The sequence below is a fragment of the Massilia sp. 01N417 genome (assembly GCF_056399645.1).
In genome coordinates, this window is sequence record NZ_JBFTRS010000012.1 from 29539 (window position 1) to 43717 (window position 14179).

The window sequence follows — 14179 nt, forward strand, 5'->3', positions numbered from 1 at the left end:
TCATCTTCAGCCCACCAGCGAACGGGTCGCGAAGAACAGCAGCGAGGGGCCAAGCAGGCAACCGAGGCCGGTGTGGAAGGTCGCGACCAGGGCGCCGTAGGGTACCAGGGCGCGGTCGGTGGCCGCCAGGCCCGCCGAGACGCCGCTGACGGTGCCGGCCAGGCCGCCGAACACCATCGCCGAGCGCGGCGTGCGCAGGCGCAGGAAGCGTGCCGCCGCCGGCGTGCCGACCATCACCATGATCGACTTCACCAGGCCGGTGGCGATCGACAGCGCCATGATGTCGGACGGCGCGCCGATTGCCGCGCCGGTTACCGGGCCGACGATGTAGGTGACGGCGCCGGCGCCGATGGTGGTGATGCTGACGGCGTCGCGGTAGCCGAAGCTCCAGGCCACGCAGGCGCCGACGATGAAGGGCAGCACGGTGCCCAGCAGCAGTGCGGCGACGCCGACCAGGCCGGCCTTGCGCGCCTCGACCACCTGCACTTCGAAGGCGGTGGCGGTGATGGCGAAGTCGCGCAGCATGGCGCCGCCCATCAGGCCGACGCCGGCGAACAGCGAAACGTCGGCCAGGCCTTTCTGGCCGCCGGTCTGGATGCCGCCCCAGTAGGCCAGGATCAGGCCGATCAGGATGGCGATGGCCGAGCCGTGCACGCGGCCGAAGGTGAGACGCTTCGACAGCTGCATGGAGACGATCATCACCACGCCGACCAGGGCGAAAGCCAGCACGAGGCCATTGTGTTTTGCGGTTTTTTCGAGCAGTTCCAACATGATCGTCTCCTCAGGCGCGATGCGGCGCGGCATGTGCCTTGGCTTGCGCCTCGGGCACGTTGCGTTCGGTACGGTTGATCAGCGAGACGAAGCAGGCGCATACCAGCACGCTGCCGGCGGCGGCCAGCAGGGCCACCGGGCCGCCGCGCAGGGCCGCGACCACGTTCTGGGTCGCGGCCATCGCCACCACCACCGGGATGTACATCGCGCCCCAGAAGCCCACGCCCATCTCGGTGGTCTGCGGCATCAGTCCGCGCTTGTGCAGCCAGAGCCGCGCGCAGATCAGCAGGATCATGGCGATGCCGACCCCACCGACGTTGGTTTTGACGCCCAGCAGCGTCCCGAGCAGGTCGCCCAGGAAGATGCCGAGCAGGTGGCATACGGCCAGCAATGCGGTTCCATAGATAATCATGTCTGTCTCCTGTACTTCGTCCAAGAAAATGGGGCGGGCGCCGGATCTTGTTATTGGTGGCGTCCCGCGGGGTTCACGCGGCGGTCCTCAGTCGGCATCCTCCCACTGCGCTTGCAGCAGTTCGCGCACGCGGCGCGAAGCCTGGCGGTGCTGTCCGTTCAGCCGGCCGGAAAGGTCGCGTTCGCGGTCTTCCAGGATGTCGGCCAGCGCCGCTTCGAGGGTGGCGTGGACGAGGGTGATGTCGCGCTCTTCGGGCAGCGCCAGGTCGTTCAGCTGCAGCACCTTCCACAGGATGCCCAGCGAGGCGAAGCTCCGGATGTCGTAGGCCATCGGCGGTACGGTGGCGGCCAGCTTTTCCAGCGCCTCGACCGAGCGCAGGGTCACGCGCGCCGCCGAGGCCTTGCCCATCGCATGCACCATCACGGCCGGGTCGTCCAGCGCGATCAGGCGGTTGGCCTGGTAGCCGTGGGCCAGGAAGGCGCCCGACATCGCCAGCCCGACGACCAGGCCGATCACCGGATGGCCGGCCTGGCGCGCCTGGGCATAGGCGCCGGCGGCGCCGGCCAGGGCCTGGTGGATGCCGAAGGCTTCCTCGCGCCGGCCATAGGCCTGGCTCGGCACGTCGATCACGGCGACGATCGGACGTTTTACGGATGCCTCGCGGTCCATGGCGACCACTTCCTGCACCGCCTTGGCCAGCTGCCAGCCTTCGACCAGGCCGACCTCGCCGTTGCGGGCGCGCGGAAAGCGGTTGTCCGGATCGGGTACCACGGCGATATAGCGCGCCGGCTGGCCGGCCAGCACGGCATCGCAGACCTGGACGGCGGCCCAGTCATGCACGGGGCGGGCGCCGCCGGTGAGCAGGCGCAGCCACATGGCGCCGCGGGTGGGCTTCTGTTGTTCCATCATGCGTCTCCCTGGCTCGGGTTGTAGATTGCGCGCACGTCGTCCGGCGTCGCCTGTTCGCGCGTGTCGACACGCCGCAGGCAGGCCAGGTAGTGGTCGGCGCGTTCGCTGCGGTGCTCGGCCGGCACGCCCTGGGCGAACAGGCGCAGCACGGTGGCGCGGATGTCATGGGTGTCGTCGGCCACGCAGGCGTCGGCCAGTCCGGTGGCGACGCGCTGCTCGCCGCCGGTCAGGCCCCAGATCAGGGCGCGCTTTTTCGCGTCGAACTCGGCGACGCCGGCTTCCTGCTCGATCACCTGCGGCCCGTTCAGGCCGAGCCGCGCTTCGCGCGTGAGAACCAGGTAAGAGCACAGCCCGGCGGCGATCGACATGCCGCCATAGCAGCCCACCGTGCCCGTGCTGACGCCGATCACCGGCTGGTAGCGGCGCAGGTCGACGATGGCCGACTGGATCTCGGCGATGCCGGCCAGGCCCAGGTTGGCTTCCTGCAGGCGCACGCCGCCGGTCTCGAACAGGATCACGGCCCGGGTCGGGATGCCGCGCAGGTTGTCGCGCGCCGCCAGTTCCAGCGCGCCTGCAATCTTGGCGGCGGCGATCTCGCCCATGCTGCCGCCCTGGTAGGCGCCTTCGATGGCCAGCACCACGGTCGGGTGGCCGTCCAGCCTGCCCTTGGCGACCACCACGCCGTCGTCGGCCTGGGTCACCAGCTTCTGCATCGCCAGCCAGGGCGAGTGCAGGCGCTCGAAAGGACCGGCCAGTTCGCGCATGCTGCCCGGATCGAGCAGGGCCTGGGCGCGGCTGCGGGCGCCGCGCTCGATGAAGCTGTCGCGCTTCAGGAATTGATCGATGCCGGTGCTCATGGCGTGGTTCCTCCTTGCGTCACCTCTTCGAAAGCTTGCTCGATGCGCATCCGCACCACGCCCGGCGTCGCGCCGTTGTCGTTGATCTCGATGCGTGCGGCCGGCAGGCTGCCGGGCCCCAGTACCCGTTCCAGCAGCGCCTTCCAGGTGCCGCCGTAGCCGTCCACCGAGGTCTGCACCGCCACCGTGGTGCGGCCCGCATCGCCCGGCTCGAGCAGGACCTCGAGGTCGCCCGAGGCCACGACCCCGGCCACCGTGCGGCCGCCGAGCGGCTGGCCGGCGCCGAATTCGAATTGCAGTCTTTCCATGATTTACTCGTCTCCTTGCGACTGTTCTGTTTCGCTGCCTTGTTCAATGGCGTCCAGCAGCAGCGCCGCCGCCAGCAGGTCCGCGGCGCCGCCCGGCGACACGTGCAGCAGGCGCATGCGCGTCTCCAGGGCGCGCAGGGCCTTGCGGCCGTTCGGCGTGCCGATGCCGCCCAGCGCCAGCACGCGCCGCGCGCCGGCCTGGGTGGCGTCGAGGGCCTTGCGGCGGCCGCGCGCCAGCAGGCAGGTGTCGTCCAGTCGGGCCATCACGGCCAGCAGGGCGTTCACGCGCGCCTGGGCTTCGCTGTCGCCGCGTGCGCGCGACAGCCGCAGCATCGGCAGCGCCAGCCGTACCACGGCCGGGAAGCCGGCTTTCGCCTGGCCGCGGGCGCCGCCGACGCCGTGTTCGCGGCAGGCCAGTTCGCCCTTGTTGCCGGTGCTGGCCGGCGCATCGGGATCCTCGATGCGGGCCAGCAGGCCGGCGCCGCCGGCGATCGCCGCGGCGTCCGCCTTGCCCGGGTGGCGCGCGGCGGCGGTGACCAGCAGGCCCAGTGCCCAGATCGCGCCGCGGTGGGTGTTCACGCCGCCGGTGGCTGCCATCATCAGTCCTTCCGCCTCGCGGCCGATGGCGCCGATCTCGCGGCGCACCGCCGTCGCATCCTGGATCGAGACGCCGGCCTGCGCCATCCGCAGGAAGGCCGGCCGCAGCGCGTGGGCGGAGCGGCACATCAGCAGCCAGGTGAGGTCGCTGTGGGCGCCGCTGCCGCGCATGTCGACCAGGCCCGGTTTCGGGGTCAGCATGGCTTCGTCGACCAGGGCGTCGACGGCCAGCTCGGCCAGGCGTGTGGTCAACCCGTCCGCAAGGCCGGCCGCGCCATGCTGCCGTAATGGATTCAGCGCCGTCATTACCAGCTCCTGAACTTGGCCGGCGGATCGTACAGGCCGCCGGACCAGTCGACCAGTTCGGCGATGCTCTTGGCCGCCAGCAGCGAGCGGGTGGCCTGGCCGCGCTGCACGCCCATGTCCTCGGGCAGGGCGATCAGGCCCTGCTCGCGCATGCGGGCGGTCTGCTTCGGATCGTGGCGCAGGCCGATCGGCGTGACGCCGGCCACCGCCGCCAGCATCGCCTTGCGCTCTTCCAGCGAGCGCGCCTTGTACAGGTAGGCGATGCCTTCCTCGGTCAGCACGTGGGTGACGTCGTCGCCGTAGATCATCACCGGCGCCAGCGGCATGCCGGAGTCCTTGCCGACATCGACCGCATCCAGCGACTCGACGATGGTGGGCGCGCTGCCGTCCTGGAAGGTCTCGACCATCTGCACGACCAGTTTCCTGCCGCGGGCGAGGGGATCGTCGGTTTCGACCAGGTCGAGCCAGGCCGGGGTCGCATGGCGGCGGCCGTGCGGGTCGTGGCCCATGTTCGGCGCGCCGCCGAAGCCGGTCAGGCGGCCGTGGGTGACGGTCGAGGAGTTGCCGAGGCCGTCCATCTGCAGGGTCGAGCCGATGAAGAGGTCGACCGCGTACTGGCCGGCCAGCTGGCAGAAGGCGCGGTTCGAGCGCATCGAACCGTCGCGGCCGGTGAAGAAGATGTCGGGGCGGGCCGCCGTGTAGGCTTCCATGCCCAGCTCGGCGCCGAAGCAGTGCACGCTCTCGACCCAGCCGGATTCGATGGCCGGGATCAGGGTCGGGTGCGGGTTCAGGGTCCAGTTGCGGCAGATCTTGCCCTTCAGGCCGAGCTGTTCGCCATAGGTCGGCAGCAGCAGTTCGATCGCCGCCGTGTTGAAGCCGATCCCGTGGTTCAGCGACTGCACCTGGTGGCGTTCGTAGACGCCGCGGATCGCCATCATCGCCATCAGGATGTGGACCGGCTTGATGAGGCGCGGGTCGCGCGTGAACAGCGGCTCGATGTAGAAGGGCTTGTCCGACTGGACCACGAAGTCGATCCAGGAGCCGGGGATGTCGACCCGCGGCAGGTCCTTCGGATCGTCGACGATTTCGTTCACCTGGGCGATCACGATGCCGTCGCGGAAGGCGGCCGCTTCGACCAGCGCCGGCGTGTCCTCGGTGCTGGGGCCGGTGTACAGATTGCCGGCGCGGTCGGCCTTGTAGCCGGCCACCATCACGACGTTCGGCGCCAGGTCGACGTAAAGACGGGCGTAGAGTTCGACGTAGGTGTGCAGGGCGCCCACCTGCAGCGTGCCCTCCTGCAGGAACTGCGAGATGCGCAGGCTCTGCGGACCGGCAAAGGCGAAATCGAGCTTGTTGGCGATGCCGCGCTCGAACAGGTCGAGGTGTTCCGGCAGGCTCACGCTGGGCATGATCATGTGCAGCTTGCCGACCCGCTCGGGGTCGACCTGCACCAGGCTGCGGGCCAGGAAATCGGCCTGTTTCTGGTTATTCCCTTCGAGGACCACGCGGTCGCCGCTGACGACCAGCTGTTCCAGCGCCTCGACCAGGCGGCCGCTCTGCAGCACCGGGCCGTCGGCCAGGTGGGCCACCCTGGCGATCCGGCGCTGCTTTTCCTGGCGCCGCGTGTCCCACTGCCGCGGCTGAGGGGCTATGCTTCCCATGCTGTCTCCTTACATTGGAATATGAGAGTCTGGTCCCAGCATAGGCAGGGCTGCCTGGCGTTTCAATCAACATGCATAACGAACGTTTACTCTCAAGTTAATGATTTGCGCTAAGCTTGCGCCATGATCGACGACGAAATCACCCTCAAGAAGCTCGAGGTCTTCCTGGCCTTCATGCGCCTGCACAGCCTGGCCAAGGTGGCGGAAGAGCTGGGCCAGAGCACGGTCAGCGTGCACCGCGCCCTGCATTCGCTGGAGGAGGGACTGCACTGCCCGCTGTTCGGCCGCGAGGGCCGCAACCTGGCGCCGCTGCCGGCCGCCTTCGTCTTCGCCCGCCACGCCCAGCGCGCGGTCGAGGAAACCGAGGAGGGCATTCGCAAGGCGCGCGAACTGGCCGGGGTGGCGGGCAGCCGGATGAAGATCGGCTCGCTGTATTCGCTGACCCTGCGCTGCGTGCCGCAACTGCTGATGGGCCTGAAGATGCGGCGTCCGGAATTGCAGATCGACCTGACCCTGGGCTCGAACCAGGAACTGCTGCGCAGCCTGACGGAAGGGAAGCTGGATGCGATCGTGATCGGCCTGCAGGCCCCGGTCGAGGATCCGCAACTGCTGGCGGTGCCCCTGTTCGACGATGACGTCCACCTGGCGGCGCCACGCGAGTCGCCCTACGCCGGCCGCGACTACGTCGACCTGCGCGAGCTGCGCGGCGAAAAATTCATCACCCTGGGCGGCGGTTTCGTCACCTCGGACAGCTTCGACCACGCTTTCCAGCAGGCCGGCTACGTGCCCGAGACCATCATGCGGGTCGGCGACATCTTCTCGCTGATTAACCTGGTCGGCGGCGGCATGGGCTACAGCCTGCTGCCCGGCCGCGTGGCCGGCTTCAGCAGCCGCATCGACCTGATCCCGCTGGACGCCCGCTACGGCTCGCGCCAGACCATCACCCTGCTGCTGTCGCGCTCGCGCGAGCGCGATCCGAACCTGCTGGCGCTGGCCGCCGAATGCCGGATGTACGGGACGCGCAGGGACGACCTGCCACCGGGCTGAGCGTCCCCGTCCCCGTGACTACAGGTGGTAGTCCCCGGCCCGCTCGGGCTGGTACACCACCTCCAGCACCTCCACCGCGAGCTCGGCGCCATCCGCCTGCACCCATGCGAAGCGGTCGCCTTCCGACTGGCCGAGCAGCGCACTGCCGATCGGCGACAATACCGACAGGGTATCGGCGCGCCGTCCGGAATCCTGGGGATAGACCAGGCTCCTGCACAGGGCCGGACCGCGGCCGTCGATGCGGAAGCGGACCGTCGAATACATGGTCACCACCATCGGCGGCACCTCCCATGGTTCGACGATCCTGGCCCGCAGCAGCTCGTTCGACAGCGCATCCTTGCCCGGCATGCGTAGCGGGGCCAGGTTTTCCAGCATCAGGTCGATGCGGTTGAAATCGGTCTTCGACATCGTGATGTTCGGGTTCATCTCGTGCTCCTCGACTGTGCGCCGTGATTCGCGCCGTGATTAGAATTCGACCAGGAACAGCCCGATCGACAGGAACATGGCCACTGCCACGCCGATGCGCTTGCGCACCCGGCGCCGGCGCGCCAGCAGGTCGTTCAGGGAGCGGTATCCCAGTGGCCGCCGCATCGACGGCATGCGCTCGCCGATATGCCGTATTTTTCTAAAACTCTTCATGTGCTTACCTCCATCCGGTCCCGTGGGACGATAGTCGACAGCCGCCCCATGAATCGGGCGGCAAAAAACGTTTGATTGTCTGGAGCTCGGCAAGCGGCGCAAGAGGCCCTTGCCGAGCTTAATGAAGCCGGGCGAGGTGACGCGGCGTCTGGAAGGACAGGCCGCTCGAAGAGGAAAAGGTGTGACGTCGGGTCATGTTGGCCGGGTAGGTGGTTTGCCATCTGCTGAGCAGCCTGTATATTAGCCCACATTGCCGGATTTTCAAGACCCCGCGTGCCACGGAGGCGAGAATGCGCGATGCGATCGTAGTCGGAGGCGGCCACAATGGCCTGGTGTGCGCCTTTTACCTGGCCCGCGCCGGGCTGAAGGTGACGGTGCTGGAGCAGCGCGGCGTGGTCGGCGGCGCCGCGGTGACCGAGGAATTCCATCCGGGCTTCCGCAACTCGGTCGCGTCCTACACCGTCTCCCTGCTGAACCCGAAGGTGATCCGCGAGATGGACCTGGGCGGCCATGGCCTGCGCGTGGTCGAGCGCCCGCTCTCGAATTTCCTGCCGCTGGACGAGTCGCGCTACCTGAAGGTCGGCGCCGGCAGGACGGCGGCCGAGGTGGCGAAATTCTCGCCGCGCGACGCCGAACGCCTCGACGCCTACGCGCGGCACCTCGACGCCGCCGCCGATCTGCTGCGCGAACTGGTGCTGCAGACGCCGCCCAACCGGGTGCAGGGCGGCTGGATGAACGTGCTGCCGGAACTGCTGAAGGCCGGCACGCTGGGTAAGCGCCTGGCCCGGCTGCCTGTGGACACCCAGCGCGAACTGCTCGACCTGTTCACCAAATCGGCCGGCGACGTGCTGGACGGCTGGTTCGAGAGCGCGCCGATCAAGGCCGCCTACGGCTTCGACAGCGTGGTCGGCAACTATGCCAGTCCCTACACGCCGGGATCCGCCTACGTGCTGCTGCACCACGTGTTCGGCGAAGTGAACGGCAAGAAGGGCGCCTGGGGCCATGCGATCGGCGGCATGGGCGCCATCACCCAGGCGATGGCGAAGTCGGCGCGGGCGCGCGGCGTCGAGATCCGTACCGGCTGCGCCGTGCGCGAGATCCTGCTGGACAAGGGCCGCGCCACCGGTGTCGTCACCGCGGCCGGCGAGCGCCTCGATGCGCGCGTGGTCGTGTCGAACCTGAATCCGCGCCTGCTCTACACCCGGCTGGTCGATCCCGCCGCGCTGCCGGGCGATTTTTTACGGCGCATGCAGGCCTGGCGCTGCGGCTCCGGCACCTTCCGCATGAACGTGGCGCTGTCCGAGCTGCCCGACTTCAGCTGCCTGCCCGGCCGGCAGATGGCCGAACACCACGCCAGCGGCATCGTCATCGCGCCGACCTTGCACTACATGGAACGCGCCTACCACGACGCCCGCGCCCTCGGCTGGGCGCGCGAACCCATCGTCGAACTCCTGATCCCGTCGACCCTCGACACGAGCCTGGCGCCGCCCGGCCTGCACGTGGCCAGCCTGTTCTGCCAGCACGTGGCGCCCCAGCTGCCCGATGGCGCCAGCTGGGACCAGCACCGCGAACAGGTGGCCGACCTGATGATCGCCACCGTCGACCGCTACGCGCCCAACTTCAAGCGCTCGGTGCTGGGCCGCCAGATCATGAGCCCCCTCGACCTCGAGCGCACCTTCGGCCTGGTGGGCGGCGACATCTTCCACGGCGCGCTGGGGCTCGACCAGCTGTTCGCGGCGCGGCCGATGCTGGGCCATGCGGACTACCGCGGACCGCTGAAGGGGCTCTACACCTGCGGCGCCGGAACGCATCCGGGCGGCGGCGTCACCGGGGCGCCGGGCCACAATGCGGCGCGCGAGGTGCTGCGGGACCTGGCGCGGCGCGGCCGGCGCTAGCGCAGCCGGTCCAGCCGCAGCCGCTGGCGCTCGTCGCTCAAGGCCCGCACCGCCAGTAGCGCCGCCCCCGCCGAAGCCAGGCCGCTGGCCCCGGCCAGCAGGAACATCAGCAGGATCTGGTACTTGACCGCTTCCATCGGATCCATCCCCGCCAGCAGCTGGCCGGTCATGATGCCGGGCAGGGTGATGATGCCGGCGGCCGACATCTGGTTCGCCACCGGGATCATGCCGCGCCGCGTGGCGTTGCGCACCAGCGGCCCGATCGCCTCGCGGAAGGGCGTGCCCAGCGCCAGCCGCGCCTCGATGCGGCCGCGTTCGCGCACCACGCCGTCGAGGATGCCGTCGAGGGCCAGCGAGGCCGCATTCAGCACGCTCCCCAGCACGATGCCCATCAGCGGAATCGCATAGCGCGGCGCATACCAGGGCTCGGGCCGCACCGCCGTGGTCAGGGCCAGCAGCACGGTCGCGAAGCCGGCGCAGGCGACCACCGCCGCGCTGATCTGGTAGTTCATGTGGCGCTTCAGGCGCTGCTTGGGACGGGTCGCCACTTCGCGCGCGGCGGCGCCGATCATGAACAGGATCACGGCGGCGGTTGCGGCCGGGGAGGCGCTGGCGAACACGCTGCGCAGCACCAGGCCGACGATGGCCAATTGCGCCACCATCCGCACCGCCGCGACCACGATCTGGCGGTGCACGCCCAGGCGCAGCGCCAGCGACAGTGCGGCGTCGAGCAGGATCAGGAGGGCGGCCGCCAGCAGGTCCCAGGCGCCCAGGTGGATGGCATTCATGCGGTCCTCAGCTTTCCTTGTTCGAGGCGGAAGCTGCGGTGCGCCATACGCTGCGCCTGTTCGGCCGAGTGGGTCACGATCAGGATCGCCATGCCATCTTCCAGGCGCGCGGCCAGCAGGCTTTCGGCGCGCGCCACCGAGTCCGGATCGAGGGCCGCGGTCGGCTCGTCCAGCAGCAGTACGCGCGGTTGCGTGGCCAACGAACGGACCAGGGCCAGGCGCTGGCGCTCGCCGGTGGACAGGCGCTCGATCTCGGTGTCGAGCAGGCCCGTGGAGAGGTGTAGCGCCGCCATCGCTTCCTCGACGAAGCCGCGCTGTGCAGGCGCGAAATGTTCGCCGGCGCTGGCTTCCCACCACGCCGGTTCGGCGGCCTGGTAGACCACCTGGGAGCGCCATGCGGGCGCCGGCATCGCGCTGCCGGCGCGGCCGTCGAGCAGGACCTCGCCTTCGTGCGGATCGAGATCGGCCAGCATGCGCAGCAGGACGCTCTTGCCGGCCCCGGACGGCCCCTGGATGGCCACGCATTCGCCGGCCCGGACCTCGAAGTCGAAGGGGCCGCCGGAGTGCGAGCGCAGGCCGCGCGCGCACAGCAGGGGAGAGGGCGCGCTCAACGCAGCCAGGCCCGCAGCACGTCGGCGCTCTGGTCCATGCCGGATTTCAGCCGGCGTTCGGCCAGGGCCGCGCATTGTTCCATGCTGCCGCCTCCCTGGTCGGCGGCCTTGGCGGCGATCGCCTTGGCCGCGATCCCGAAGGCGAGGACGGCCTCGTCCCAGCTCAGTCCCGACGCCAGCGCCTGTTCGACCACGTGTGCGGCCAGTGTCCCGAGGCGCTCGACGCGCTCGCCATCCATATTCTCCAGCTTCAGCATGTTTTCTCCCATCGATCACCCGGCCAGTGCCGGCCCGGCTGTTGTATCACGGACGGCGCGTGCGACACGGTCCGCCTGCAATCGTTATATTTATACCAATATTTGCATCGTACCGAATTTGGAGGGAAATGAACGCATCCGCCACATCCTGCCGCGCGCGTGGCCGCGCCCGTGCACTGCTGCTGGCACTCGCTGCCGGCAGTGCCCAGGCCCAGCTCGTCGCGCCGGCCGAACCGGCCGCCGACCCGCTCGCGGTGCCGAAGCCGGCCACCATCCAGCACCCTCCGGAAGTCGACCCGCGCCCCTACAAGAGCTATGGCGCGGCGGCGCTGGAAATCCTCGCCTTCCAGGTCGCCCTGAACCGCATCGACCATGCCTTCGTGAAGCCGGACGACTACGGCGTCAGCGTCGGCTCGATCCGCCGCAACCTGCACAGCAGCTGGGTCGAGGACCGCGATCCCTTCGAGATCAACCAGTTGGGCCACCCCTACCAGGGTTCGGTCTACTTCAACATCGCGCGCAGCAACGGCCTGACTTTCTGGGAGTCGCTCGGCTATGCCTTTGGCGGCAGCGCCGTGTGGGAGATCGCCGGCGAGACCACGCAGCCGTCCCGCAACGACCAGATCACGACCAGTTTCGGCGGCAGCTTCCTCGGCGAAGCCCTGTACCGGATGGCGAACCTGGTGCTGGACCGCGGCGACGGCTCGGCGCCGCTGCTGCGCGAGACCGGCGCCGCCGTGGTGTCGCCGGCGCTGGGCTACAACCGCCAGAGCGGGCGTGCACGGCGCGCCGCGGCGTTGTGGGCCGGTGCCGTCCCGGCCACCTACGGCCGCCTGCAGCTGGGCGCAAGCAGCCCGACCAGCAGCAACGTCGGCCCCTCGCTGGCGACCAAGCGCCGGGAAGTGGCGGCCGACTTCGCGCTCGAATACGGCCTGCCCGGCAAGGATGGCTATACTTATCACAAGCCCTTCGACTACTTCCTGTTCCGGGCCCGCGTGTCGAACGTGAACGGCGTCGAAAGCCTGAGCTCGCGCGGCCTGCTGTTCGGCGCGCCGTATGCGTCCGGATCCATCCTGCGCGGCGTGGCCGGGATCTACGGCAGCTACGATTACCTGTCGCCGCAGCTGTTCCGGATCGCCAGCACCGGCGTCACCTTGGGCAGCAACGCCCAGCTGTGGCTGACCGACGGCCTGGCGCTGCAGGGCCACTTCTCGGCCGGCGTCGGCTACACCGCCACCGGCACCACCCGCGCCAACTCCAGCGGCCAGTACCACTACGGCGTCGCACCCCAGACCAATCTGGGCCTGCGCCTGATCGGCGGCGACCGCTTCTCGCTGGACCTGAGTTCGAGCGCCTTCGTCGACGGCAAGATCACCAGCCCTGACAAGGGCGGCAGCGACCGCGTGCTGCGCGGCGACGCTGCGCTGACCTACCGCATCTCGGGACCGCATGCGGTCACGCTCAAGTACCTGACCACGCGCCGCAAGTTCTCCTTCCCGAACGTGGCGGAGCGGCAGCAGCGCTACGACTCGGTCGGCCTGTACTACACCTGGATACCGGGCCGCCGCATGGGCGCCGTCAGCTGGTGAGGCTGTCGCGCTCGACGTGAGCGGCAGGCAGGAACCAGTTCATCAGCACCGCGCAGATGCCGCCGGTGGCCACGCCCGACTCCAGCACGTGGCGCAGGGCCGACGGCATGTGGGCCAGGAATTCCGGCACCTGGGACACGCCCAGGCCCAGCGCCAGCGACACGGCAATGATCAGGAGGGCGCGGCGGTCCAGGTGCACGCTGGCCAGGATGTTGATGCCGGCCGCGGCCACCGCGCCGAACATCACCATCGCCGCGCCGCCCAGCACCGGTTCCGGCACCGCCTGGATCACGCCGGCCACGCTGGGGAACAGCCCGAGCACCACGAGGAAGAGGGCGATCCACATGCCGACGTGGCGGCTGGCGATGCCGGTCAGCTGGATCACGCCGTTGTTCTGGGCGAAGATCGAGCTGGGGAAGGTGTTCAGCAGGCCCGCCAGCAGGGAGTTGGCGCCGTTCACCAGCACGCCGCCCTTGATGCGCCGCATCCAGGTCTCGCCTTCGACCGGTTCGCGCGACACCTTGCTGGTGGCGGTGACGTCGCCGATCGCTTCGAGCGAGGTCACCAGGTAGATCACGATCATCGGGATGAACAGCGACCACGAGAAGCTCAGGCCGAAGTGCAGCGGGCGCGGCACCTGGAACCAGGCCGCTTCGTGCATGCCGGTGAAGTCGAGGCGGCCCAGCGAGCCGGCCAGCAGATAGCCGACCGCCAGCGCGATGATGATGGCGCCGCTGCGCATCCACACCACCGGAATGCGGTTGAGGACCACGATGATGGCCAGGACCACGCCGGACAGCAGCAGGTTCTCGCCGTTGGCGAAGGTCCCATTCGACATCGCCGCGAAGCCGCCGCCCATGCTGATCAGGCCAACCTTGATCAGGGTCAGGCCGATCATCAGCACCACGATGCCGGTGACCAGCGGCGTGATCATGCGCCGGATGAAGGGCAGGATGCGCGACACGCCCATTTCGATGAAGGAGCCGGCCACCACCACGCCGAAGATCGCCGCCATCACGGCTTCGACCGGCGTGCCCTGCTTGACCATCAGGGTGCCACCGGCGATCAGCGGGCCGACGAAGTTGAAGCTGGTGCCCTGCACGATCAGGAGTCCGGCGCCGAAGGGACCGAAGCGGCGGCATTGGACGAAGGTGGCGATCCCGGACACCACCAGCGACATCGAGACGATCAGGTTGGTGTCGCGCGCCGATACGCCCAGCGACTGGCAGATCAGGAGGCCGGGGGTGACGATGGGGACGATGATCGCCAGCAGGTGCTGGAGGGCGGCGAGGATGCCGACCATGGCGCGGGGCTTGTCTTCGAGTCCGAGGACCAGGTCGGGGGCGGGATGGGAGTGCGTGGCGGCGTGCAGCGGCGGTCGTGTGTTCATGGGCGCGGGCAAGGCAAAAAGCGGATTCTACACTTTCACAAGAGCCATTTCTTCAACCGGGGCCAGCGCACGCTTGCCGCGAGCTCCTGAACGGAAGTGCTGGATGTTCTAGAATGGACTGCCTGCCGGTGTCCGCCGATAT

At 69.2% G+C, this 14179-nt stretch carries 16 protein-coding genes; 3 read left to right on the top strand and 13 right to left on the bottom strand.

Going from position 1 to position 14179, the window contains the following annotated elements; translation table 11 throughout:
• Positions 1 to 6: 6 nt before the first annotated feature.
• The 7 genes from madM to mdcA all read right to left on the bottom strand — a co-directional run bounded on the left by madM (position 7) and on the right by mdcA (position 5821).
• A complete protein-coding gene (gene madM / locus AC1DOQ_RS14235) occupies positions 7 to 771 on the bottom strand; it encodes a malonate transporter subunit MadM (protein ID WP_477326715.1) in 765 nt (254 codons plus the stop codon).
• Between the two features lie 10 nt (positions 772 to 781).
• Complete coding sequence (madL, locus tag AC1DOQ_RS14240; protein WP_477365074.1) at positions 782 to 1183, bottom strand: malonate transporter subunit MadL; 402 nt, start codon at positions 1181 to 1183, stop codon at positions 782 to 784.
• Positions 1184 to 1270: 87 nt separating this feature from the next.
• Entirely contained in the window at positions 1271 to 2092 is an 822-nt protein-coding gene (mdcE, locus tag AC1DOQ_RS14245; RefSeq protein ID WP_477365078.1) for a biotin-independent malonate decarboxylase subunit gamma, read from the bottom strand.
• The gene (locus AC1DOQ_RS14250; protein WP_477365081.1) at positions 2089 to 2949 is read right to left on the bottom strand and encodes a biotin-independent malonate decarboxylase subunit beta; all 861 of its coding nucleotides are present in this window, start codon (positions 2947 to 2949) and stop codon (positions 2089 to 2091) included. The genes mdcE and AC1DOQ_RS14250 overlap by 4 nt, the downstream gene beginning before the upstream one ends.
• Positions 2946 to 3257, bottom strand: coding sequence for a malonate decarboxylase subunit delta (locus AC1DOQ_RS14255; protein WP_477365084.1), 312 nt, complete (start codon positions 3255 to 3257; stop codon positions 2946 to 2948). The genes AC1DOQ_RS14250 and AC1DOQ_RS14255 overlap by 4 nt, the downstream gene beginning before the upstream one ends.
• 3 nt (positions 3258 to 3260) lie before the next feature.
• Positions 3261 to 4160 carry a triphosphoribosyl-dephospho-CoA synthase gene (locus AC1DOQ_RS14260; RefSeq protein ID WP_477365087.1) on the bottom strand — a complete coding sequence of 300 codons (900 nt, stop codon included), beginning with the start codon at positions 4158 to 4160 and terminating at the stop codon, positions 3261 to 3263.
• Positions 4160 to 5821, bottom strand: coding sequence for a malonate decarboxylase subunit alpha (gene mdcA, locus AC1DOQ_RS14265; protein WP_477365090.1), 1662 nt, complete (start codon positions 5819 to 5821; stop codon positions 4160 to 4162). Before mdcA ends, AC1DOQ_RS14260 begins: the two co-directional genes overlap by 1 nt.
• Positions 5822 to 5944: 123 nt before the next feature.
• On the opposite strand from mdcA, the gene AC1DOQ_RS14270 reads away from it, so the two are divergent.
• On the top strand, positions 5945 to 6868 hold the full coding sequence (locus tag AC1DOQ_RS14270; protein ID WP_477365093.1) for a LysR family transcriptional regulator: 924 nt from the start codon (positions 5945 to 5947) through the stop codon (positions 6866 to 6868).
• A gap of 18 nt (positions 6869 to 6886) precedes the next feature.
• Here the strand turns inward: AC1DOQ_RS14270 and rnk are convergent, their stop codons facing one another.
• Together rnk and AC1DOQ_RS14280 are read right to left on the bottom strand one after the other, a co-directional pair.
• On the bottom strand, positions 6887 to 7294 hold the full coding sequence (gene rnk, locus AC1DOQ_RS14275) for a nucleoside diphosphate kinase regulator (RefSeq protein WP_477365096.1): 408 nt from the start codon (positions 7292 to 7294) through the stop codon (positions 6887 to 6889).
• Between the two features lie 39 nt (positions 7295 to 7333).
• Entirely contained in the window at positions 7334 to 7507 is a 174-nt protein-coding gene (locus tag AC1DOQ_RS14280; protein WP_477365098.1) for a hypothetical protein, read from the bottom strand.
• 290 nt (positions 7508 to 7797) lie between these two features.
• On the opposite strand from AC1DOQ_RS14280, the gene AC1DOQ_RS14285 reads away from it, so the two are divergent.
• Positions 7798 to 9402, top strand: a complete 1605-nt coding sequence (locus AC1DOQ_RS14285) for a phytoene desaturase family protein (RefSeq protein WP_477365101.1) — start codon at positions 7798 to 7800, stop codon at positions 9400 to 9402.
• On the opposite strand, the gene AC1DOQ_RS14290 is transcribed toward AC1DOQ_RS14285, so the two are convergent.
• From AC1DOQ_RS14290 to AC1DOQ_RS14300, 3 genes are read right to left on the bottom strand one after another with little or no spacing between them, the layout of a single operon-like run.
• The gene (locus tag AC1DOQ_RS14290; RefSeq protein WP_477365104.1) at positions 9399 to 10190 is read right to left on the bottom strand and encodes an ABC transporter permease; all 792 of its coding nucleotides are present in this window, start codon (positions 10188 to 10190) and stop codon (positions 9399 to 9401) included. The genes AC1DOQ_RS14285 and AC1DOQ_RS14290 overlap by 4 nt on opposite strands.
• A complete protein-coding gene (locus AC1DOQ_RS14295) occupies positions 10187 to 10801 on the bottom strand; it encodes an ABC transporter ATP-binding protein (RefSeq protein WP_477365107.1) in 615 nt (204 codons plus the stop codon). Before AC1DOQ_RS14295 ends, AC1DOQ_RS14290 begins: the two co-directional genes overlap by 4 nt.
• Positions 10798 to 11058 carry a hypothetical protein gene (locus tag AC1DOQ_RS14300; RefSeq protein WP_477365110.1) on the bottom strand — a complete coding sequence of 87 codons (261 nt, stop codon included), beginning with the start codon at positions 11056 to 11058 and terminating at the stop codon, positions 10798 to 10800. Before AC1DOQ_RS14300 ends, AC1DOQ_RS14295 begins: the two co-directional genes overlap by 4 nt.
• A 128-nt stretch (positions 11059 to 11186) precedes the next feature.
• Here AC1DOQ_RS14300 and AC1DOQ_RS14305 point away from each other — a divergent pair, with 128 nt between their 5' ends.
• On the top strand, positions 11187 to 12647 hold the full coding sequence (locus tag AC1DOQ_RS14305; RefSeq protein WP_477365113.1) for a DUF3943 domain-containing protein: 1461 nt from the start codon (positions 11187 to 11189) through the stop codon (positions 12645 to 12647).
• On the opposite strand, the gene AC1DOQ_RS14310 is transcribed toward AC1DOQ_RS14305, so the two are convergent.
• Positions 12637 to 14037, bottom strand: coding sequence for a nucleobase:cation symporter-2 family protein (locus tag AC1DOQ_RS14310; RefSeq protein ID WP_477365116.1), 1401 nt, complete (start codon positions 14035 to 14037; stop codon positions 12637 to 12639). The two genes, AC1DOQ_RS14305 and AC1DOQ_RS14310, sit on opposite strands and share 11 nt — an antisense overlap.
• Between the last annotated feature and the right edge of the window lie 142 nt (positions 14038 to 14179).